We start from the raw sequence: 22838 nt of genomic DNA on the forward strand, positions 1-22838 counted from the left end.
TAGCCGCTTGATCACCGCCGTTGGGCAGGGGTTGTGACGCCTGCCCGACGACGGTGTTCAACGCGGTTCAGCCCTCCCGGGACACCGCCCGCGCCGAACCCGGGCTCAGCGGCGGTAGCCGGCCAACTGCTCGAGCCGCGCGACGCGCTCGGCCGTCGACGGGTGTGAGCGACAAAGCCGCAACAGCCCCCGGTACCGCAGCGGACTGGTCAGCATGAGGTGGCTGGCCGCCACCACACCAGCCTCAGGCGGCAGCACCAGTTCGCGTGCGGCCGCGTCGAACTTCCGCAGCGCACCGGCCAGGGCCAACGGCTCACCGTTGAGCCGCGCGGATTCGCTGTCAGCCTTGAACTCGCGGTCCCGGCTGATGGCGAGACGGGCCGCACCGGCCAGGAACACACCCACCAGCGGCACCATGACGGCCAGCCGGTTGACGGCACCGACCACAGACGCGGGGAGGGTGTCGAGATTCCTGATATGCGCCAGCTCATGGCCCACCACCGCGCGGAGCTCGTTCTCGTCGAGCACAGCCAGAGCGCCTTCTGTGACGCAAATCATAGAACGGTTCGGGTTCCGTCCAGTGGCAAGCGCGTTCACGGCCCTGGTGGGGCTCACGTAGAGCTGCGGCATCGGCAGCCGCGCCTTGGTCGTCGACTCCCGCACGACCCGGCAGAACACCGGCTGCTCGGCCTCACCGACAGGGTAGGCACGCATCGCGCGAACCGCGACGGTGTCACTGCGCAGGAGGACATACACGCAGAACGCCGCTGCGGCGATCAGCGCCAGCCAGAAACCAAGGGTGCCGAAACGCGAGCCGATGAGCACCACGCCGAGCGAAGGCAGCAGCAGTAGCACGGTGGTTCTCACCAGGTTGCGAATCGCGCGAGGGGCCTGCACGGTGAGCACAAGCTACAAACGTCTCACCCGTCGCGAGGGTTCCGGCGGAATAGAGCCCGGGCTCTCACACGTTGGACGACACAGTCAATTGGTCAGGGTTGCCTTAGCATGGAGGTAAGAGGCAGTGCCTCCCCAAGGTACCGGCCGCTCCGACGCGCCCCCGATGGCGCCATCAAGCAGGAGGCATCAAAACGCCGTGACGGCGAAAGAGGTCCGAGAACTCGATCGCGTCGTGATCCGGTTCGCCGGCGATTCTGGCGACGGTATGCAGCTTACAGGCGACAGGTTCACCGCTGAGGCAGCGACATTCGGCAATGACCTGTCAACTCTCCCCAACTTCCCTGCCGAGATTCGCGCACCAGCGGGGACGCTGCCCGGAGTTTCAAGCTTCCAGCTGCACTTTGCCGACCACGACATTCTCACACCGGGTGACTCACCAGACGTGCTGGTGGCGATGAACCCAGCCGCTTTGAAGGCCAATCTGCCCGACGTGCCCAAGGGCGCAATCCTCATCATCGACTCCGGTGAATTCACACCGCGCGCGCTGAAGAAGATCGGGTACGCGACCAACCCCCTCGAAGATGGCTCTCTGAGCGCCTACACCGTCTATGCCGTGGACCTGTCCGGCATGACCATGGGCGCATTGGAACAGTTCGGGCTGACCCGCAAGGAGGCGTCCCGTTCCAAGAACATGTTCGCGCTCGGGCTGCTGTCCTGGATGTACGGACGGCCCGTCGACGGAACCGTCGGGTTCCTCCAGAACAAATTCGCTACCAAAGCGAAGATCCGTGACGCCAACATCGCCGCGTTGAAGGCGGGCTGGAACTACGGCGAGACCACTGAAGACTTCGCCGTCTCCTATGAGGTCAAGCCCGCGCCGATGCCGCCCGGCCGGTACCGGAATATCACCGGGAACCTGGCCCTGAGCTACGGCCTGGTGGCCGCTTCACAGCAGTCCAAGCTGCCGTTGTTCCTCGGCTCGTACCCCATCACGCCGGCCTCGGACGTCCTGCACGAGATGTCCAAACACAAGCGGTTCGGTGTGCGCACCTTCCAGGCCGAGGATGAGATCAGCGCGGTTGGTGCCGCCCTCGGTGCGGCGTTCGGTGGCTTGCTGGGCGTCACCACCACATCCGGGCCGGGCGTGGCGTTGAAGTCTGAGACCATCGGCCTGGCGGTGGCGCTCGAGCTTCCGTTGATCGTGGTCAACATCCAGCGAGGCGGGCCTTCGACCGGCCTGCCCACCAAGACCGAGCAGGCTGATCTGCTGCAGGTGATGTTCGGACGCAATGGCGAGTCCCCTGTGCCTGTGGTGGCCGCTGCGTCGCCGGCCGACTGCTTCGACGCAGCGCTCGAGGCGGTTCGCATGTCCGTGACCTACCGCACACCGGTCTTCCTGCTGTCCGACGGGTACCTCGCCAACGGTTCCGAACCGTGGGAGATTCCCGACGTCACCAAGCTGGCCAGCATCGACGCGAACTTCGCCACCGAGCCCAATCACGGAGAGGGCGACGACGCCGAGTTCTGGCCATACCTTCGTGACCCGCACACGCTGGCCCGGCCCTGGGCGGTGCCCGGCATGGCTGGACTCGAACACCGCATCGGTGGTCTGGAGAAGGCTGACGGTGCCGGCACCATCTCCTACGACCCCACCAACCACGACCACATGGTGCGGACCCGGCAGGCAAAGGTCGATGGCATCGAGGTTCCCGACCTGGAGGTCGACGACCCTACGGGCGAGGCCCGGCTGCTGGTACTCGGCTGGGGCTCCACCTTCGGCCCCATCGGCGCCGGGATCCGGCGGGCGCGGCGAGCCGGAAACCATGTCGCCCAGGCACATCTGCGCCATCTGAACCCGCTCCCCGCCAACACCGGTGAGGTCCTGCGCCGATACGAGCGAGTACTGCTACCCGAGATGAATCTCGGCCAGCTCGCCCTGCTCCTGCGGGCCCGCTACCTGGTGGACGTCGTCAGCTACAACCAGGTTCGCGGATTGCCGTTCAAGGCCGAGGAACTCGCCGAAGTCATCATGAAAGAGGTCGATCAGCTGTGAGCGCCACCGACCTGGGCATGCCCGGACTGAGCGGTGTGCCCACCACCGACGTCGAACAGACGAAGAAGGATTTCACCAGCGACCAAGAGGTCCGCTGGTGCCCGGGGTGTGGCGACTACGCAGTCCTGGCGGCGGTGCAGGGCTTCATGCCCAAACTCGGTCTTGCCCGGGAGAACATCGTCTTCGTCTCCGGCATCGGCTGCTCGTCTCGCTTCCCGTACTACATGAACACGTACGGAATGCACTCGATCCACGGCCGGGCGCCGGCGATCGCCACCGGCTTGGCGACCTCCCGTCCGGACCTTTCGGTGTGGGTCGTCACCGGCGACGGCGACGCGCTGTCTATCGGCGGCAATCACCTGATCCACGTGCTGCGCCGCAACGTGAACATGACCATCTTGCTGTTCAACAACCGGATTTACGGGCTCACCAAGGGCCAGTACTCGCCCACGAGTGAGCAAGGCAAGATCACCAAGTCCACACCCATGGGGTCGCTCGATGCCCCGTTCAACCCGGTGTCGCTGGCGCTAGGCTCCGAAGCGACATTCGTGGCACGCACCATCGACTCCGACCGCGCACACCTGACCTCTGTGCTGCAGGCGGCCGCCGCCCACCGCGGAACCTCACTGGTCGAGATCTACCAGAACTGCAACATCTTCAACGACGGCGCGTTCGAAATCCTCAAGAACCGGGACACCCAAGACGAGGTACTGATCCGCCTCGAGCACGGCGAACCGGTCCGCTTCGGCGCCGGCGCCGAGCACGGCATCCGCCGTAATCCGCATACTGCCGGGCTCGAGGTCTGCGCCGCCGACGACCCCGCCGTCATCGTCCACGACGCCCACGCTCCGGATCCGAGCCGGGCGTTCGCACTGTCGCGCCTGGCCGACCCGGGCACGCTCTCACGCACGCCGATCGGCATCTTCCGGCAGGTGGAGCGGCCCACTTACGGCGATCTGATGAACGATCAGGTCGATCACGCCATCGAATCCCAGGGAACTGGCGACCTCGCGACGCTGATCGCCGGCCGCGACACCTGGACAGTCGAGTAGGTCGTTCGTCAGGGCATCGCATCCCCGGCCTGACCGGTGATCGTGAGCAGATTCGCGCGCCCGCACCCCGTGATCGTGAGCGGATTATGGCCGCTATAGCGGCGCAATGTTGCTCACGATCACGGGAAGGGGGGCTGCGATCCGCTCACGATCACGGGCAGGGTGGCAGATGGGCTACTCGAGCTGGGCTATCAGCCCCTCCCCCATCGCGACCAGCGCGGCGCGGGCGTCGGTGTCCTCCACACCCTCGGCAACAGCCAGGAACCGCCGCAGCGTCTGCTCGGTCGGGCGAGTCTGGCCACGCTCGCTCAGCCGCTCCGCGGAGGAAAGGTGAGCCAACATCCGGTCCCGCTGTGATTCGCTGATCCGTCCCTCGTCGAAGTACTCGTTCACCAGCGCCACGGCTGCCCCGTACGACACCTCGTCCGAGTCGCCGAGTTCGCTGATCTGGACATCCCGGAAGTGGACACGGTCGTTGCCGCCGTGATTCTGCAGGCCGAGATGACCTGAGGATAGATCGCGCCCGGAGCCCGGTTCGTCCTCGAACTCGTTGACCAGCTCGCCGTTGATCCACACCCTGATCCAGGGGTCGTCCAGCTCGATCTCCATCGTGTTCCACTCACCGACGACGGTGGGCCACGCGGTGGCGGGCTGGAAGTTGTAGATGGCGCCGGTCTGGTTGATCGGGTCCCCTTCTGGAGCGCCGAACGTGTCGATCTGCACCTCGTAGCCTTCGTTCACGGCCACCCAGGGGTCGCTACCCGGATCAGGGAAGCCGACGAAGATACCTGAGTTGTCATGCTCGTCAAATACCTTGAAATCGAGCTTGAGCCGGTAAGACTCGAACTGTTCGTCGTGCCAGAGCAGCCCCATGCCGCCAACGGTCTCCAGGGCGCAGCGGCCGTCGTCCGCGTCTCGCACGGTGACGAACGACCCCGGACCGGCCATGTTCCAGCCCTCGATTGATTCGCCGTTCCACAAGGCTCGGTAGCCGTCTTCGACCTGCGGATCCTCACATGGATCGGGCTCGGGCGGGTCAGCGTCAAGAGTCCACCCGGAAAACTCTACCCGGCCAGTGGAGTCCGAGTGGGAAGTCGCGAACATGCCGATGTCTTGCGCCTCCGCCGGATCCGGCGGGGTACCCGAACCGACTGTGGTCCATTGCTCGCCGTCTGTCGAGTAGGAGCCTGTGTAGGTGGTGCCTTCCCGCTCCAGGCGCAGCCACACCGGATAGGCCGACACGCCGCCGGTGTTCACGTTGCTGTCCAGTTCGCCGTTGCCGGTGGAGTCGAACTGGAAAGCCACGCCGTTCTCCGGTGTCACCGACATCATCGCGTAACCGGTCGACGAGTTCGGCGCCGTGATGTCGTTTCTGGCCATGATCCCGGCCTTGGCCCACGGATCGCTGTTCTCCTGGCCGTCGATCCGCACCGTCGCCGAGAACCGCTCCCCGGCAGCATCTTCCTGGTAGATCGCGCCGTACTCGTCGCAGGAGAGCCACACATCGCACCCGTTGGCGTCGATCACGAACTCGTCCGGCCCGAACTGGAAGAACTCCGCCTGAGTGTTCGTGAACGTCTGCCACGGTTCCCGTACAGAGCCCTCGCCGACGCTGATCTGCACCGCCCGGGACGTCGAGGTCTGCCCTGCGCTGTTCGTCGCCCGGGCACGCAGCACGTACATCCCTTCCGGAACGTCGGACCAGGTGTGGGTGTACGGCTCTTCGTCGACCGTTGCGATCACCGTCTGCCCGTCGAGGAACTCCACCTCCGCGATCTCGTGTCCGGCGTCGGTGGCATCTGCTGTGAGGACGACGTCGCTGCCGGGTTCGAAGCTCGCGCCGTCTTCCGGACTGGTCAGTGTCACCCGCGGCCGCGTCTCCGAAGCCACGCCCTGGCCGACAGCATCGAAGAAGTTGAGATTGAACAGCCCGTCGGCCTGGTCCGGATCCGAACCGGTGAAGACCAGATACATGGTGAACGTCGCACCCGGATCCGTCACCTCCGTGGACACGTCCGTCCAGCTCTGCCAGCCGCCCGTGACCGGAACATCCGCCGACCCCAGCAGTTCGCCGTCGGGCGCGTCCTGACGGACCTCGATCGTGCCTCCGGTACCTGCCGAGGCCACCCGAAACACCAGTTCCTTGATCTGGTACAGGTTCACCGGTTCGTAGGCAACCCAGTCGCCATGCCCGATCCACGCGACGTTGACCGAACCACCTTCGATATCGGTGGTCGGCTCGATCTGGATGCCTTCGCTGGCGGTGAAGTGCTGCGCCTGCTTGCGCTTCGGCTGAAGCACGACGCCGTCGGAACCGGTCAGAGCCGGAGCACTCTGGCCCCCGCGGTCGGTGTAGCTCGCTTGCAAGACCCAGAAGATGTTCATACCCGGGTCGTGGCCGCTATCGGTTTGCGTAGCGCTGATACCTTCGCAGCCGTCGTATTGCGTCATCGGATGCGCGTGCTCGTCATGCCCCAGGGACGACGACACGTCGACATCAGCACAGTCGATGCCATCGCCGATGGTGCCGTCCTCCGCGTCCGTCACGTCGACCCGGAACGGGATGTCGTCTCCCCAGTCGAAGAACCCGCCGTCGGGCGGGACATCGAACGAGACGTCTGGCCTGGTGTTGCCGACCGTGATGGTCACGTTGGCCACACCGGTACGCTCTTCGGCATCGGTGACCGTGAGTTGAGCACTGTACTGGCCGTTCTCGGTGTAGGTGTGTGTCGGGTTGATCTCGTCCGACGTCGCACCGTCACCGAAGCTCCACGCATAGTCGACGATCTCGTTCTCCGGCGCATCGGGATGGAAAGAGCTCTCGCCGGTGAACTGCACCTCCAGCGGCGCATGGCCCGACGTCGGCTCGGCGCTCACCCGGGCCACCGGTGAGAGGCCACCCGCGATGTAGTCGATGCGGGACAGCGCGGAGTCCGGTGCGCCACCGAAGAACCCGGAACCGTATTCGAGGACGTACAGCGAGCCATCGGGACCGAACTCCATGTCCATCGGGTTGATGAGCTCGATGTCCGGCACGGTCTCGGTGATGTCGATCAACTGACTGGCACCGTCGAGGTGAAGCTGCTTGATCCAGCGCCGGCCCCACTCGTAGAGCAGTGGGATGCCGTCGTAGTACTCCGGCCACTTCGTGTCGGACTCGAGTTCCGAGTCGAAGACGTAGGCCGGACCGCCCATCGGCGATCCGCTACCGGTACCCAGCTGCGGGAACTCCGGTGTGAGCGCGTAGTGGTACCAGATCTTCGCCGGTGTCACCGGCGGTAGCTGCTCCAGCCCCGTGTTTCGCGGGGAGCCGTTGACCGGGCCGCCTTCGCAGTCGAAGGGCTCACCCGATTCACCTGTGGCGAAGTCATAGTCGATGTACGCCACGTTGTCACCGATGCAGTACGGCCAGCCGATGTTCACCGGTTCCTCGATGAGGTGCCATGTCACCGTGTTTTGCGGACCACGATCGGGGTGGGGATCGGTGGCGTCCGGGCCGTAGTCGCCGAGATAGACGGCGCCGTCACGCGGATCGACGGAGAAGCGGAACGGATTGCGGAAACCCATCGCGTAGATCTCGGGACGGGCGAGCTCGGGATCGTAGGTCCCGTCCGGGAAGAGGTGGTCCCAGTCGCCGGCGGTGAACAGGTTGCCGTCCGGAACGGTGTACGTGCTGCCCTCACCCGGCTCGTCGGCAGCATCGTCCATGGGGGTGATCCGCAGCAGTTTGCCCCGCAAGTCCGCGGTGTTGCCCGAGGTCCGCTGCGCGTCGAAGGCGGGATTGCGGTGCGGACGCTCGTCGATCGGTGTGTAGGCGTCGGATTGGAACGGGTTGGCGTCGTCGCCGGTGGCCAGGAAGAGATTGCCGTCGGCATCGAAGCCGATGTCACCGCCCATGTGGCAGCAGATGCCCCGCGTAGCCGGTACCTCGATGATGACTTCTTCGGAGTCGAGGTCCAGGTACGAGGCGGGTCCGTCGTCGACGAACTGGAATCGCGACAGATTCGAGTGCGCTTCCCACTGCTCGAACAGCTCTTCATCGCCGGGAACGACCTGGTCAGGCGCGGGCCCGGAGGGCACGCCGTCGATCACGGGCGAATAGAACACGTACACCCAGCCGTTGTTCTCGAAGTCCGGGTCTATCGCGATACCTTGGAGTCCTTCCTCGTCGTGGCTGTAAACCGGTATCTCGGCCACCACAGGCGTCGTGTTTGTCTCGGGACTCCACATCCGGACCACACCATCGCGGGAAGTGAGCAGCACTCTGGTATCCGGTAGCACCGCCAACCCCATCGGCTCGCCGACGTTGCTCTCGTCCTGCGCGAGAGTCACCTTCTCGAAGTTCTTCCATTGGGTCGCGCCGCAGTCGCCGTCGGCCACGCCGGCCGCCCACTGGATACCGCCGAGGATGTGCTGCCCGAACTCCGGATCCGCATACACCTCGGACCTGTGGCCGAGCCCGGTGTACCAGGACCGGCCGCCGTCGTACACCTGACACCACGCGATCGGGTGATCCCAGCCCATTTGCGGCCCCGGATCGACCTGGTCGGCGTAGGATTCCTCGTCCAGACCTGCCAGTACGTGAACGTCGCCGCGTGGGCTCTGGTTGAAGTCGTACCACTCGTCCTCGATGGTCCACAGCGGCGCGGCGTGCGCGGTCGACGGGTGCACGTGGTCGTACACCATGACATCGGCGGTTTGAGTGCCCGGCGGATGCGACTGGAAGTACGCACCTACCAGACCGCCATACCAAGGCCAGTCGTAATGCGTGTCGGACGCGGAGTGAATTCCGGCGTAACCGCCGCCGGCTTGGATGTAGCCCTCGAAGGCCTCCTGCTGGTCGGGCTCAAGGACGCTGCCGGTGGTGTTGAGCCACACGACGACGTCGTAACGATCGAGATTCTCCTCGGTGAACACCGAGCTGTCCTCGGTGTGGTCCACCGCGAAGCCGTGCTCGGCGGCCAGCCCCTCGACCGCTGCTACACCTGCCGGGATGGAGTCATGGCGGAAGCCCTCCGTCTTGGTGAACAGCAAAGCGTGAAATTCTGCGTCGTCGTCATGCGCAACCGACGCCACCGGTGGCAACCCCACAGCCAGCAACGTGGTCGCGCTCATGGTCGCGAGCATTGGTCGTACTAGTGCGGACACGGACACCTCCAACTAGCACAGAGCGAGTAGGTCTCCGCCGCACGGCGTGCCGGCACCGTCCGGACGCGGGATCCCGAAGCTGATCGCCACGTGACCCGTGGCCGTGACAGTAAGAAGACTTCCGCTTCTTGTCAATCATAAGTTGGCGACAAGTTGGCCAGAAAGGTTCTGCGATAGGGAGCTGGCCAGCAGATCTCTCGTTGACGTCGGCTAGCGGGTTCCGGCATTCTGGGGACGGGCGGCGGAACTTTTTATCTTGCGATAGACAAAAGATCCCTACATCTGCGCATGCGTTGACACTACTTCTGATGAATCTGCGCATCTATTGACATGTTCGCTACAAATGGGCAACATGGGCGCAACTCGGTGATCACGTTTTCAGCAGCGGGGCCATTGAGCAAACTGCTGTCGGTGACCCACCAGACGCAGCCGCCCTGCGGCCGGCTCCCCGCAACACCACCGGTCGCGAGACGAGGAGGCACCGTGAGCGACTCCGTCGGTATCTGGTTCATCGGCGCACGAGGATCGGTCGCGACAACCACCACAGTGGGTTCACTCGCCATCGCCTCCGGGCTCGGCCCACGCACCGGCCTGGTGTCCGAACTCCCGCCCGTCGCACAGGCACAGCTGCCCAGTCTCGGCCGGCTCGTGATCGGTGGCCACGAAGTGGCGGGTGGCTGCCTGACCAAGCGCGCCGAGACACTCGCCGCCGCCGGTGTCTTACCTTCCGATCTTGTGACCGCCCTCGCCGACGAGCTGGCCAGTGTTGACGAACGTATCCGTCCAGGTGTCCATCATCACGACACCGACCAGCGCTCTACTGCCCAGCGCATTGAGGCCGACTTGCGCCGATTCCGCGAAGAGCATGACCTCGGGCGGGTAATCGTCGTCGATGTGTCCAGCACTGAGCCGCCGACGGCCAGCACGCCTGCGCTCGACGAGCTCGCTCGACTCGAGGCGGCGTTGGACGCTGGTGAAGCACCGCTGCCGATCAGCTCGCTCTATGCCTATGCCGCGTTCCGCGCCGGTTGCCCGTTCGTCGCGTTCACGCCGAGCCCAGGCCCCCGCCTTGCAGCCCTGGCCGAGCTGGCGGCCGAGACCGCCCTGCCGTGGGCCGGCTCCGACGGAAAGACCGGTGAGACCCTGGTCAAGACCGCCCTGGCACCTTTGTTCGCCATGCGTGCGTTGAAAGTCCGGTCGTGGTCGTCACTCAACCTCCTCGGCGGAGGCGACGGGCAGACGCTGGCCGATCCAGCCAACGCGGTCAGCAAGACCGTGACCAAGGCACAGGGCTTGGAGGCCATCCTCGGTCACCAGGTAGACGGTCCGCTGCACATCGACTACGTCGAAGACCTCGGCGACTGGAAGACGGCGTGGGACATGGTCTCCTTCGAGGGCTTCCTCGGCACCCGGATGTCGCTGCAGTTCACCTGGTCCGGCTGTGATTCCGCCCTCGCCGCGCCGTTGATTCTCGACCTTGTCCGTCTCATGTCGCGAGCTCATGAGGTCGGCGAGCGCGGACCGATTCCCGCCCTCGGTTTCTTCTTCAAGGACCCCGCGGCCAGCGACGTTCACGTACTCGGCGAGCAATGGAACGCCCTGGTGGACTGGTGTGCCCGCCTCGGCGCGGCCGGTAAGACTCGATGAGGCCACGCGACCTGGCCGAGTTGGTACGGCTGCCTGCCGCGCTGACGGCGCCGGGCGATTCCCTGGCGGGCGCCGCCGCGGCCGGATGGCCGCACGGGCACCGCACATGGACACTGCCCGTTTCGTCAACATTGCTCTATTGGGCCGGCATGGCGCTGAACGACTACGCCGACCGAGACCTCGACAAACACGAACGCCCGGAACGGCCGATCCCATCCGGTCGCGTCACGCCGGGTGAGGCGCTGGCCCTCGCGGCCGGGCTCACGGGCGCCGGCCTGTGCGTAGCCGCCGCCGGAGGTGGCCGTCGCGCACTTCGAGTAGCCGTGCCGCTCGCGGCCACCGTATGGACCTACGACCTCCTCGCCAAACAAACAGCGGCCGGGCCCGCCTGCATGGCCGCGGCCCGCGGATTGGACGTGCTGCTGGGAGCCGGCGGCCAGCTGCGTGCGGCGGCCGTTCCAAGCCTGGCCGTCACAGTGCACACCGCGGCCGTGACCAGCCTCAGCCGAGGCGAGGTGCACGGAAGTTCGGAGAACGCCGGGCGGATCGCGCTGGCTGGTACCGCCGCGGCCGCTGCCACCGCCGCTGTCCCGCATCGCCCGGCCGGACGGGTATCCGCGCTGGCCGGCGCGGCACTCGCAGCCGGCTATGCAGCGGTTGTCGGGCGAAGTCAACTCGAAGCGTCCCGCAGCCCGGATGCCGGCACCGTGCGCCGGGCCACCGGTACCGGCGTGCGTGGCGTCATCCTGTTGCAGTCCGCGCTGGCCGCGCGCTCCGGTGCACTGGGAGTCGCCGCCGGCCTGCTCAGCGCGGGTCCCATCGCCCGGATGGCATCCAAGGTGGTGTCGCCCACATGAGCACGCGCCAGGCCGGCGAACTCCGGTTCGGATACGGCACCAACGGCTTCGGCAGCCATCGCCTCGACGACGCGCTCGCCGTTATCGCCGGCCTCGGGTACGACGGCGTCGCCCTGACCGTCGACCACCCGCATCTGGATCCCTATGACGACGACCTCCCCGCCCGCACCGCCTCCGTCGGCCGGCGCCTCGAAGAGCTGGGACTGGCCGTGGTGATCGAGACTGGCGCACGCTACGTGATGGATCCCTGGAACAAGCACGAGCCAACGCTCGTCTCAGCCACCGGCCGTGAGCGACGGGTGGACCTGCTGTGCCGGGCGGTGCGCATCGGCGCGGACCTCGGAGCCGAGGCGGTTTCGTTCTGGTCCGGAACCGCGCCGAGCGGCACGGACACCGAAGAGGCTTGGCATCGCTTGCTGTCGGGTGTGGAACCAGTGCTCGAAGAGGCAGCGCGGCTCGACGTGACATGTGCGTTCGAGCCGGAACCGGGTATGTTCATCGACACCGTCGCAGGCGTCCTCGAACTACGGCGCCGGCTGGGTCATCCAGAGCGGTTGCGTGTCACCATCGACGTCGGTCATTGCGTATGCAACGAGACTCGCACCGTCGCCGAATGTATCCATGCCGCCGGACCGCTGCTGAGTAACGTCCAGATCGACGACATGCTGCCCGGCGTTCATGAACACCTCGAGCTAGGCCACGGCGACGTCGACTTCCCCGCGACGCTCGGTGCGCTGCTCGATGTCGGTTACGCCGGCCTTGCCTCGTTGGAGCTCCCCAGGCACGGCCACGCCGCGCCAGAGGTTGCTGCGAGATCGCTCGAGGTCCTGCGCGCAGCGTTGTCCGAGGCCCAGCGGGACCGAACACCGGACGACCGGACCGCGGAGTCTTCAAGAACACCGGCGTAAGCAAGGAGGCAGGCGCGTGAGCACTGTGTCGGATGAACTCACTTCGTACCTCGACGGCGACGCCCGGCAACGCCTCGATGACCTTCTCCGCGAGATAGGCGCCGAGCCGTCGAAGACTGCCATCCGATTCCCGGCGGCGGCCCGGTTGATCGCGCGGGGACCAGCCGATCCCGAGGATCCTGACGGCATACTCGAACCACGGATCGAGGACGTGGTCCGCATTGCCCTGCTCACCGCAGCGGCCGAAGCGTGGGCAGACCGGCCGGAAGTGCTCATTCGCGAGATGAGTGCCCTGTACCGCTTCGGCGATGCCGACGAGAAGCGGGCGGTGTTGCGGGCGCTCACGCCACTCGATCCCGGACCTGACCTGCTGCCTATCGTCGAGGACGCGCTGCGGACCAACGACAGCCGGCTGGTGGCCGCGGCTTTGGGTAGCTACGGGGCCCGCCACCTCGGCACCGACGCCTGGCGGCAAGGCGTCCTCAAGTGCCTATTCGTCGGCGTGCCGCTCGACACGGTCGCCGAACTCCACACTCGGATGGACACCGATCTTGCCCGGATGGTGGCGGACTACTGCCTCGAACGGATCGCCGCAGGGCGCGAAGTGCCGCCTGATGCGTGGAAAGTGCTGGACGAGTTCCCCGACATGATCGACGGCCGGTTCCCTGCGGCAGCCCGGGAGGCATGATGCGCATCTACGACCCCCACATCCATATGACGTCGCGCACCACCGACGACTACGAGGCGATGTATGCGGCCGGCGTGCGTGCGCTGACTGAGCCGGCGTTCTGGCTGGGCCAGCCCCGCACCAACGTCGGTTCGTTCACTGACTACTTCGACAGCCTGCTGGGGTGGGAACGCTTCCGTGCCGCCCAGTTCGGGATCCGGCACCACTGCACCATCGCGCTGAACCCCAAGGAGGCCAACGATCCTCATTGTGCCGAGGTCCTCGACGTCCTGCCCCGCTACCTGGCGAAGGACGGCGTCGTCGCCGTCGGCGAGGTCGGCTTCGACTCAATGACGGCAGAAGAGGAGAAGGTGTTCGTCAGCCAGCTGGACATGGCGGCTGAGCACGATCTTCCGGTCCTAGTACACACGCCCCATCGGGACAAAGCCGCTGGGACCAGGCGCACCCTTGAACTGGTCGCGGCGTCGGGCCTGCCGCCCGAGAGGGTGCTCGTCGACCATCTCAACGAGACGACGGTTGCCATGGTCGCCGACTCCGGTTGCTGGATGGGGTTCTCGATCTATCCAGACACCAAGATGGACGAGCACCGGATGGTGGCGATCCTGGCCGAACGCGGATTCGACCGGATGATCGTGAACTCCGCGGCGGACTGGGGTCGCAGCGATCCGCTCAAGACGGCCAAGACCGGGCAGGCGATGCTGGAATACGGCTTCACCGTCGACGACGTCGACCGAGTCCTGTGGCAGAACCCCGTCGAGTTCTACGGCCAGAGCGGCCGGCTCCTTCTCGACGAGATAGAGGCCGAGCCCGCCGCGACATTCGAAGGCAACTCGGTCCTGCGCGGACAACGTCCAACGGGCGGAGAGGAGTGATCCGATGCGCTTTCGCCACCGTGACGGCACCATTGTCCACCTGGCGTACTGCACCAACGTCCACCCCACCGACGACTTCAACACGCTGATCGATCAGGTCCGCACGTTCGGCGGCGGGGTCCGGTCCCGGCTGGGCGTTGACCGGCTCGGGCTAGGCCTCTGGCTGCCCGCGCCGGTTGTGTCGTCGCTGGTCGACCATCCCGGGGATGTCGGTCGGCTGAGAAGTACGCTGGCCGGGCACGGGCTGGAGGTCGTCACCCTCAATGCGTTCCCCTATGCGGGATTCCACGCGCCCGAGGTCAAGAAGGCCGTCTACCACCCCGATTGGTTCGACCCCCGGCGCCTCGAGTACACCCTCGACTGCGCGACGGTGTTGGCTCAGCTGATGCCGGATGACGCCGCGCGCGGCAGCATTTCGACCCTGCCCCTCGGTTGGCGCAAACCCTGGTACGCCGATAGGCAGCAGCGAGCTCGTGAGCATCTCGACCAGCTCGCCGAAGGGTTGGCCAAGATCGAAGCCGCGACCGGCCGCAACATTCGTGTAGGGCTGGAACCCGAACCAGGCTGTGTCATCGAAACGACGAGTGACGCCGTCGAACGGCTCGAAGGAGTCGACCAGGACCGCATCGGCGTCTGTTTGGACGCCTGCCACCTGGCCGTGGAGTTCGAGGAACCCGCCCAGGCTGTGCGGCGGTTGTCCGACGCCGGGCTGCCGATCGTGAAGACCCAGGCGTCGGCTGCCTTGCATGTGCGAGAACCGGATGACCCCACGACCCGTGACGCTTTGCAGAACTACGTGGAGGATCGGTTCCTGCATCAGGTACGCGAGTGCGGCGCCGGCCGAATCATCAGTCGCGACGATCTACCGGAGGCCATGGCGGGACGCCGGGCCTTGCCCGGGCGTGCGCCCTGGCGGGTGCACTATCACGTGCCGGTGCACCAATCGCCGACGCCACCGCTGGCGTCCACGAGTGACCAGCTCCAGGACACCCTAGGTGCGCTGTTCGGTGGGAATACCGCTGCCACCAGCCATATCGAGGTCGAGACGTACACGTGGTCGGTGTTGCCGCAAGACCGGCGGCCGGCAGGCGACGAAGGTCTCACCGACGGATTGGCCGCCGAGGTGCGGTGGGTCGCCGACCGGCTGAAGGATCTCGGAATGGAGGCACTGTGAACAAGCTGCTGGTGCTCGACGTCGTCGGGCTGACGCCGAGGCTGCTGGCCCACGCACCATCGCTGCGAGCCGTCGCCGACCGAGGATGGCAAGCCGAACTCGGGACCGTGTTGCCGGCGGTGACCTGTTCCGCGCAGTCGACCTTTCTCACCGGGCAGCTACCACGCGAACACGGGATCGTCGGCAACGGCTGGTACTTCCGGGATCTCGGCGAGATCTATCTTTGGCGCCAGCACAACCGGCTGGTTCAACGCGAGAAGGTGTGGGAGACCGCACGCCGCAGCAACCCCGGGTTCACCACTGCCAATGTGTGCTGGTGGTACGCGATGGGCGCCAGCACCGATTGGACGGTCACGCCCCGCCCGGTCTACCACGCCGATGGCCGGAAGTCTCCGGACTGCTACACCCGCCCGCCGGAGCTGCATGACGAACTCACGGCACGGCTGGGCCCTTTCCCGCTGTTCAACTACTGGGGCCCCACGGCGTCGCTGCGCTCCAGTGAGTGGATCGTTGCCGCCACCCGCCGGTTGCTTCCACAGGCCGACCTGACTCTCGCATACATTCCCCACCTCGACTACGACCTGCAGCGTTACGGCCCCGACAGCCCGGAGGCGGTAACCGCGGTGCGAGACGTCGATCGAGTCGTGGCTCCGTTGCTGAACGACGCCCTGCAGCGCGACACCCGCGTCGTCGTGCTCAGCGAGTACGGCATCACGGCGGCCACTCAGCAGGTACACATCAACCGGGTGTTCCGGGACGCCGGGCTGCTCGAGGTCTACACCCAGCACGGCATGGAGTATCTGGATCCGTGGACCTCGCGGGCGTTCGCCGTCGCCGATCACCAGACTGCTCATGTGTATGTGTCAGATCCGGCGGACGTCGACCATGTAGCCAAACTCTGTGGGGACCTGCCAGGGGTCGATCTCGTGCTCGATCGGGAAGCACAGGCCGAGCACGGGCTGAACCACGAACGTGCCGGCGAACTGGTGCTGGTCGCCGAGCCTGGCGCCTGGTTCACGTACTACTACTGGCTCGACGACGCACGCGCGCCGGACTTCGCCCGGGGTGTGGACATTCACCGCAAGCCGGGTTATGACCCCGCGGAGCTCTTCCTCAACCCCGCCGATCCACGGGTGAAGCTGCGGGCCGGGATGGCGCTGGCCCGCAAGAAGGTGGGGCTCCGGTATGCGATGAACGTCATCCCGACGGACGGACGTTGGGTGAAGGGCACCCATGGCCGGCTGCCCGACGATCCCGCGGACGGCCCGGTGCTGCTGTGCAGCGATGCTTCGACCGCACGGGATCGGCTCGCTGCCACCGACGTCCGCGACCTCCTGCTCGAACTCTGTGGTCTTCCCGAGGCTCGGTGATCTCGCCTAGCTCCACCCCACCCACCCGGTGATCGACAGTGCGTTGCGGCTCCACATTCACGACAATTCACCCCGAGAGCTCATCGGTTCACGACCACAGCACACTGTCGATCATCGAGGTGGGAACGGCGGTCGTGGAGCACCAGGAGCAGAGTCAGCCCGATCACGACGCCGGCCATCGTCGAGAGCTGGTTAACCGCGGCCAACGCGAACGGGTGCTCCGGGACGTCGGGCGGGACCGCGGCAGTGAAGAGACCTTTCCATGCGCCCCAGGCGAACAGCGAGCCGGACGAGACCCACGTCAGCAGCGACGGGACCCAGAAGCGCAGTCTGGTTCGCCGGTGGGTGAGCGCCCAGATGCCCCATGCTGCTATCAGCGCCCACACCGCTGAGTTGGCCACGGTGATGTGCCATCGCGCGTCCCGCAACCCGAGCTGGTCCGTTTCGAGGCCGACGGTGCCGCCGACGGCCCAATAGGCCTGCACGAGACCGAGCAGCACCACCACCGTCATCGCACGCCTGGCCAGCACCACCTGCAGCTGCCTAGTGGACCCGGCCCCCTCCGGAGCGTCGCTCATCGCACCACGAAAGGCCTCCGGCCAACGGCGTCGTGCGTACAGCGGGAAGGCGATCGCCAGCCCGAGGCCGGTTCCCGCAAAGGCCACGGCGATCAGCACGGCCTCCCATGTCGGAAGCTCAGCTCCGGGATCGGTCGCCTCGGGTGCGGATTGGAAGGGCGCAGTGGAGATGACCATGGTGAGGACGGGCACCAGGAACCCCATACCGATCCACGCCGGCAGGGCGACCATCCACGTCGGCACCCGGGTCCCCCATCGCTGGGCGAGCATGAGGGCCAGAGTGATCCCGACGGCCGCCATGACCACAGTGAGTCCGTTGACCTGCGCCCAATTGAGGTCCTCCCACACGCCCTGGTCGAGCCCGCCCCCCAACAATCCATCGAGAGTCCAGACAATCTTGATCAGCAAGTAGGGGAGCATAGCGAGCGCGGCGCCATACGCAGTCAGTTTCTGCACGCGCAGATCACGAGGGTGTTCCATGAACGCGACGTTATGCGGGGAGCCAGGACCGGCGGCTCCCTCGCCAGAGGGACCCACATCCCCCTCGCGAGTCCTCAGTGATCGAGAGTGCGTTGTGGCTCCACATACCCGACATTTCGCCCACGGAGTCGCCGGATTACGACCACAACGCGCTGTCGATCACCGGGAGTGAGGGGCGCATCAGGGGGACGGCGCGCCGTAACCGCCACCACCCGGCGTCTCGATCACCAAGGTGTCGCCCGGTCCGACCTCGACCGAATCATTACCGGCCAGCTCCACGACCGAGCCATCGGCTCGTTCGACCCAGTTGCGGCCGAGCATGCCGGGTCCGCCACCGGCCATGCCGTAAGGCGGCACGCGGCGATGTCCAGACAAGGTGCTCACGGTCATCGCCTCCCGAAACCGGAGCCGGCGCACCGCACCGTCCCCGCCCCTCCACCGGCCTTGCCCGCCGCTGCCGCGCCGGATGGCGAAGCTGTCCACCATGACCGGGAATCGCCACTCGAGCACCTCCGGGTCGGTGAGCCGGGAATTGGTCATATGGGTCTGCACCGCGGCAACGCCGTCGAAACCGTCGCCCGCGCCGGAACCCGAGCCCACCGTTTCGTAGTACTGATACTCGGCGTTGCCGAAGGTGGTGTTGTTCATGGTGCCGGACCCTTCGGCCTGCACGCCCAGAGCGGCGTACAACGCCGCGGTCACTGCTTGCGACGTCTCGACGTTCCCGGCGACGACGGCCGCTGGGTACTCCGGCGACAGCATGGTGCGGGGCGGCACGACGATCCGCAACGGTCTCAGGCAGCCGTCGTTCAGCGGGATGTCGTCGGCGACGAGGGTACGGAACACGTACAGCACGGCGGCCGTCGCCACCGACGTCGGCGCGTTGAAATTGTTGTCCAACTGGTCGGACGTGCCGGTGAAGTCGATCGTCGCCGACCGGTTCTGCCGGTCTACGGTGATCGACACGTCGATAGTCGAGCCCTGGTCCATTTCGTACCTGTACGCGCCGTCGTCGAGTGCGTCGATGACGCGGCGCACGGCCTCCTCGGCGTTGTCCTGGACATGACGCATGTACGCCTGCACCACGTCGAGGCCGAAGTGGTCGATCATCCGATTGACCTCGGCCACGCCCTTCTCGTTGGCCGCGATCTGCGCTCGTAGGTCAGCCAGGTTCGTGGCCGGGTTCCGCGACGGGTAGGGGGCCTGCGTCAGCAGGCGGACGGTCTCCTCCTCCATGAACCGTCCGTCCCGCACGAGCAGCCAATTGTCGAACAGCACACCTTCCTCGTGGATGTCGCGGCTGAATGCCGGCATGGAGCCTGGTGTGAGGCCGCCGATCTCGGCATGGTGCCCGCGGGATGCGACATAGAACAGCACGTCGCGGGAGGCTTCGCCGTCACCGCTCCCGCCTCCCGCCCCGACAACTTCCCGCGGCACCGGAGCGAACACCGGCGTCACCACGGTGATATCCGGCAGGTGCGTGCCCCCGTGATACGGATCATTGACGGCGTAGACGTCACCGGGCCGGAGCTCACCGGCCATGGCCCGCCGTTCGATCACCTCTTTGACGCTGGACCCCATCGAGCCAAGATGCACCGGCATGTGCGGCGCGTTCGCGATCAGGTTGCCGTCGGGGTCGAACAACGCGCAAGAGAAGTCGAGCCGCTCCTTGATATTGACTGACTGGGCGGTCGATTCCAGTCGAGCACCCATCTGCTCAGCGATGGACATGAACAGGTTGTTGAAGATCTCGAGCATCACCGGGTCGACGTCGGTGCTCACGCCGGCGATGTCCGCCCGGTCACGCACCCGCTCGATCTGCACGTGACCGTGCTCGGTGATGGCCCCTCGCCAACCGTCGTCGATCACCGTCGTCGCATTCGCCTCGGCGATGATCGCTGGCCCGTTCACGTGATCACCGGATGTCAGCTGGTCCCGCTGAAAGAGCGGCGCATCCACCCGTCCCCCGCCCCGGTAGAGCCGTACGGAACTGGCGCCGGGCGACTGGGGGGTGACGCGGAGTGAGCCCTGAGCAGGGACGAGGTCCCTTGCTCCAACCCCCAGCTCCACCTGAGGCGTCAGCCCGACCGCCTCTACCGACACTGCTTCGACGATGAGGGGCCGCTCCATCAGGAACGCGTACATCCGGCGATAGGTTTCCTCGAACTCGGCGACCATGGCATCTGGTTCGGCAAGCTCTACCTGAACGGCAGTGTCCGTACCGTCGTAGCGCAGATGGGCTCGTGCGGTGACGCGGATCCGATCGCCGGGAACGTCCTCGGCAGTCAGTTCGTCCCGCGCGGATTCTTCTAGTGCGCTGACGACGTCGCGCAGTCGATCCATCGCCCCATCAGCAAGCTCTGACTCGATCGATTGTTCGCGCATCGCGGTGGTGTCGGCCAGGCCGATGCCCAGAGCCGACAGCACGCCGGCCATCGGCGGGACCAGCACGGACCGGATACCGAGCGAATCGGCCACCGCGCAGGCGTGCTGTCCGCCGGCGCCGCCGAACGTCGTCAGCACATATTCGGTGACGTCGTGCCCCTTCTGCACGGAGATTTTCTTGATCGCGTTCGCCATGTTCGCTACCGCAATGGCCAGGTATCCATCCGCGATCTGTTCCGGCGTGCGCTGTTCACCGGTCTGCTCGGAGATCTCATGTGCCAGCTGGGTGAACTTCTCTCGTACGATGCCGGCATCCAGCGGCTCGTCGCCGCCGGGGCCGAACACCGCCGGGAATTGATCCGGCTGGATACGGCCGAGCATCACGTTGGCGTCCGTGACCGTCAGCGGGCCGCCGTTTCGATATGCGGCCGGCCCTGGATGGGCACCGGCTGAGTCCGGTCCCACCCGCAGCCTTGACCCGTCGAAATGCAGGATCGAACCGCCGCCTGCTGCCACGGTGTTGATGTCCAGCATGGGCGCGCGCAGGCGGACCCCGGCTACCTGGGTGTTGAATGTGCGCTCGTACTCCCCGGCATAGTGCGAGACGTCGGTGGATGTACCGCCCATGTCGAATCCGATCACCTTGTCGAAGCCAGCCAGCCGCGACATGCGCGCCATCCCGACGATTCCACCGGCCGGTCCCGACAGGATGGCGTCCTTGCCGCGGAAGTGTCCGGCTTCGGCGAGGCCGCCGTTGGACTGCATGAACATCAACCGGACGCCCGGCAGCTCGTCGGCTATCTGCCGGACATAGCGGCCCAGGATCGGCGACAGGTAAGCGTCGACGACGGCGGTGTCACCGCGCGGAACCAGTTTCATCAGTGGGCTGGCCTCACTGGACAGGGATACCTGGGGGAAGCCGATGCGTTGCGCCAGTTCGCCGACGAGGTGTTCGTGCGCCGGGTAGAGGTGACTGTGCATGCAAACGATCGCCACCGCGCGATACCCGTCGTCGTAGGCGGCACGCAGTTCGGTCTCCAACTCGTCGAGCCTCGGCGCGCGAAGCACGTCGCCCTGCGCGGTGACGCGTTCGTCGACCTCCAGGACGCGCTCATGCAGGAGTTCCGGAAGGACGATTTGCCGGTCGAAGATCCGCGGGCGACTCTGATAGCCGATCCGCAGCGCGTCGGCGAATCCACGGGTGATCACCAGGACCGTCCGGTCCCCGGTGCGTTCGAGCAATGCGTTGGTCGCGACCGTCGTGCCCATCCGGACCGCCTCGATCCGGTCCGCCAGCGAGCGCCGGTCAGGAACGGCACCACCAGACCTGTTCTCGTCCCTGTCGAGGAGCTCACGGATTCCGGCGACGGCGGCGTCACGGTACTGGCCCGGGTTCTCGGAGAGGAGTTTGTGTGTCACCAGCGAGCCGTCGGGACGGCACGCCACGATATCGGTGAACGTGCCGCCGCGGTCGATCCAGAATTGCCAGCGTCCAGACATGGAACGACCCTAAAGGTTCGCTTTGCCAGGCGGGCCGCCAGCCAGCCCAACCCGTGATCATGAGCAGCTTTCCGCGCCATCCTCCGGTGATCGTGAGCGGATATTGGTCGCTATGACGACACAGATGCGACCACGATCACACGAAGTTGCGCAGAATTATGCTCACGATCACCGTCAGCAGTGTTCCGGCCTATTGCTGCTGGACGGGCTCGGTAGCATGGTCCGGTGAGCTCATCCCGCGCCGGCATCCTCTATGGCTTCGCGGCGTACGGCCTGTGGGGACTGCTCCCGCTCTACTGGGCGCTGCTGGACCATGTCGGTTCTCTCGAGGTGCTGGCGCATCGGGTCGTGTGGTCGCTGCTCGTCGTGCTCGTCATTCTCGCGCTCACGCGCCGCCTCGGCCGCCTCCGAGGGCTCGGCCCACGCGCCTACACGTTGCTGTGCGTGGCCGGCCTGATCATGACGGTCAACTGGGGCACATACATCTGGGCGGTCAGTCAGGGCCGCGTCATCGAGACCTCGCTCGGGTACTTCATCAACCCTCTGGTGACTGTCCTGGTGGCCGTCATCGTGCTGCGTGAGCGGCTGCGTCGGCCCCAGTGGGTGGCCATGGCGATCGCTCTGGTGGCCGTTGTGATCCTGACGGTGAACTACGGCCAGCTGCCATGGATCGGACTGACGCTCGCCTTCACATTCAGCTTTTACAGCCTGATCAAGAAGAAGCTCCGGGTCCCGGCTGTCGAGAGTGTGGCGGTGGAGTCAGCCGCGGTCTTCCTCCCGGCCCTGATCTTCCTGCTCACGCTGCAATTCACCGGCGACGCGGATTTCGGGCACGTCGATCTGGGCACTGACTTGCTGTTCGTAGCGACGGGTGTGGCGACCGCGGTGCCTTTGCTGCTCTTCGCGGCCGCCGCGAGCCGCGCGGCGCTGAGCACGCTGGGCCTCATGCAGTACCTCGGGCCCACAATCCAGTTCATGATCGGCCTCTTCGTCTTCAACGAGGAGGTGCCGCCTGTTCGGTTCATCGGTTTCGGGTTGGTGTGGGTTGCTCTGGTGATCTTCACCGCGGATGCCCTTCATCACCGGCGCCGCCGGCTGGCCGGTACTGTCGCCACCGCTACAGTCCCCCCAAAACCGCCTCCTAGCAGCCTCGCACCGGAGCCCTAAATGATCATGTTTGGTGGGTTTTCTCGTGCGTGACCATGCTTGCAGGCCTATTGACGCACGAG

The 22838-nt window shown here is 66.0% G+C and carries 14 protein-coding genes; 10 read left to right on the plus strand and 4 right to left on the minus strand.

The window, feature by feature from the left end:
• Window positions 1-105: 105 nt before the first annotated feature.
• Complete coding sequence (locus F7O44_RS11310; RefSeq protein WP_222851270.1) at window positions 106-867, minus strand: M48 family metalloprotease; 762 nt, start codon at window positions 865-867, stop codon at window positions 106-108.
• 193 nt (window positions 868-1060) lie between these two features.
• On the opposite strand from F7O44_RS11310, the gene F7O44_RS11315 reads away from it, so the two are divergent.
• Together F7O44_RS11315 and F7O44_RS11320 are read left to right on the plus strand one after the other, a co-directional pair.
• Window positions 1061-2950, plus strand: a complete 1890-nt coding sequence (locus tag F7O44_RS11315; protein ID WP_162450530.1) for a 2-oxoacid:acceptor oxidoreductase subunit alpha — start codon at window positions 1061-1063, stop codon at window positions 2948-2950.
• A 17-nt stretch (window positions 2951-2967) separates the two neighbouring features.
• On the plus strand, window positions 2968-4002 hold the full coding sequence (locus F7O44_RS11320; RefSeq protein WP_162450531.1) for a thiamine pyrophosphate-dependent enzyme: 1035 nt from the start codon (window positions 2968-2970) through the stop codon (window positions 4000-4002).
• Between the two features lie 174 nt (window positions 4003-4176).
• Here F7O44_RS11320 and F7O44_RS11325 read toward each other — a convergent pair whose 3' ends face one another.
• Window positions 4177-9117, minus strand: coding sequence for a ThuA domain-containing protein (locus tag F7O44_RS11325; protein ID WP_162450340.1), 4941 nt, complete (start codon window positions 9115-9117; stop codon window positions 4177-4179).
• A gap of 516 nt (window positions 9118-9633) precedes the next feature.
• Between F7O44_RS11325 and F7O44_RS11330 the strand changes: the two genes are divergently transcribed.
• The 7 genes from F7O44_RS11330 to F7O44_RS11360 are packed head-to-tail and all read left to right on the plus strand — an operon-like array spanning window position 9634 to window position 16666.
• On the plus strand, window positions 9634-10797 hold the full coding sequence (locus F7O44_RS11330) for an inositol-3-phosphate synthase (protein WP_222851272.1): 1164 nt from the start codon (window positions 9634-9636) through the stop codon (window positions 10795-10797).
• A complete protein-coding gene (locus F7O44_RS11335; RefSeq protein ID WP_162450342.1) occupies window positions 10794-11654 on the plus strand; it encodes an SCO3242 family prenyltransferase in 861 nt (286 codons plus the stop codon). Before F7O44_RS11330 ends, F7O44_RS11335 begins: the two co-directional genes overlap by 4 nt.
• Window positions 11651-12562: a sugar phosphate isomerase/epimerase family protein gene (locus F7O44_RS11340; protein ID WP_162450343.1), complete on the plus strand. Its 912-nt coding sequence runs from the start codon at window positions 11651-11653 to the stop codon at window positions 12560-12562. The genes F7O44_RS11335 and F7O44_RS11340 overlap by 4 nt, the downstream gene beginning before the upstream one ends.
• A 16-nt stretch (window positions 12563-12578) precedes the next feature.
• Window positions 12579-13250 carry an EboA domain-containing protein gene (locus F7O44_RS11345; protein WP_174255903.1) on the plus strand — a complete coding sequence of 224 codons (672 nt, stop codon included), beginning with the start codon at window positions 12579-12581 and terminating at the stop codon, window positions 13248-13250.
• Window positions 13250-14122, plus strand: coding sequence for a TatD family hydrolase (locus tag F7O44_RS11350; RefSeq protein ID WP_162450344.1), 873 nt, complete (start codon window positions 13250-13252; stop codon window positions 14120-14122). The genes F7O44_RS11345 and F7O44_RS11350 overlap by 1 nt, the downstream gene beginning before the upstream one ends.
• A gap of 4 nt (window positions 14123-14126) precedes the next feature.
• Entirely contained in the window at window positions 14127-15296 is a 1170-nt protein-coding gene (gene eboE / locus F7O44_RS11355) for a metabolite traffic protein EboE (protein ID WP_162450345.1), read from the plus strand.
• A complete protein-coding gene (locus F7O44_RS11360; RefSeq protein ID WP_162450346.1) occupies window positions 15293-16666 on the plus strand; it encodes an alkaline phosphatase family protein in 1374 nt (457 codons plus the stop codon). Before eboE ends, F7O44_RS11360 begins: the two co-directional genes overlap by 4 nt.
• 80 nt (window positions 16667-16746) lie before the next feature.
• Here F7O44_RS11360 and F7O44_RS11365 read toward each other — a convergent pair whose 3' ends face one another.
• Together F7O44_RS11365 and F7O44_RS11370 are read right to left on the minus strand one after the other, a co-directional pair.
• Window positions 16747-17724, minus strand: coding sequence for a hypothetical protein (locus tag F7O44_RS11365; RefSeq protein WP_162450347.1), 978 nt, complete (start codon window positions 17722-17724; stop codon window positions 16747-16749).
• A gap of 180 nt (window positions 17725-17904) precedes the next feature.
• The gene (locus F7O44_RS11370) at window positions 17905-21609 is read right to left on the minus strand and encodes a hydantoinase B/oxoprolinase family protein (protein ID WP_162450348.1); all 3705 of its coding nucleotides are present in this window, start codon (window positions 21607-21609) and stop codon (window positions 17905-17907) included.
• A gap of 225 nt (window positions 21610-21834) precedes the next feature.
• Between F7O44_RS11370 and rarD the strand changes: the two genes are divergently transcribed.
• On the plus strand, window positions 21835-22776 hold the full coding sequence (rarD, locus tag F7O44_RS11375) for an EamA family transporter RarD (protein ID WP_162450349.1): 942 nt from the start codon (window positions 21835-21837) through the stop codon (window positions 22774-22776).
• The last annotated feature ends 62 nt before the right edge of the window (window positions 22777-22838 follow it).

It is taken from the genome of Phytoactinopolyspora mesophila, from assembly GCF_010122465.1.
GTDB lineage: Bacteria > Actinomycetota > Actinomycetes > Jiangellales > Jiangellaceae > Phytoactinopolyspora > Phytoactinopolyspora mesophila.

Excerpts from the sequence above, each read along its gene's own strand:
- F7O44_RS11315 (WP_162450530.1), top strand. The coding sequence starts at position 1,061 with ATGGCGCCATCAAGCAGGAGGCATCAAAACGCCGTGACGGCGAAAGAG.
- F7O44_RS11320 (WP_162450531.1), top strand. The coding sequence starts at position 2,968 with ATGCCCGGACTGAGCGGTGTGCCCACCACCGACGTCGAACAGACGAAG.
- F7O44_RS11325 (WP_162450340.1), bottom strand. The coding sequence starts at position 9,117 with ATGAGCGCGACCACGTTGCTGGCTGTGGGGTTGCCACCGGTGGCGTCG.
- F7O44_RS11335 (WP_162450342.1), top strand. The coding sequence starts at position 10,794 with ATGAGGCCACGCGACCTGGCCGAGTTGGTACGGCTGCCTGCCGCGCTG.
- F7O44_RS11340 (WP_162450343.1), top strand. The coding sequence starts at position 11,651 with ATGAGCACGCGCCAGGCCGGCGAACTCCGGTTCGGATACGGCACCAAC.
- F7O44_RS11350 (WP_162450344.1), top strand. The coding sequence starts at position 13,250 with ATGCGCATCTACGACCCCCACATCCATATGACGTCGCGCACCACCGAC.
- eboE (WP_162450345.1), top strand. The coding sequence starts at position 14,127 with ATGCGCTTTCGCCACCGTGACGGCACCATTGTCCACCTGGCGTACTGC.
- F7O44_RS11365 (WP_162450347.1), bottom strand. The coding sequence starts at position 17,724 with ATGGAACACCCTCGTGATCTGCGCGTGCAGAAACTGACTGCGTATGGC.
- F7O44_RS11370 (WP_162450348.1), bottom strand. The coding sequence starts at position 21,609 with ATGTCTGGACGCTGGCAATTCTGGATCGACCGCGGCGGCACGTTCACC.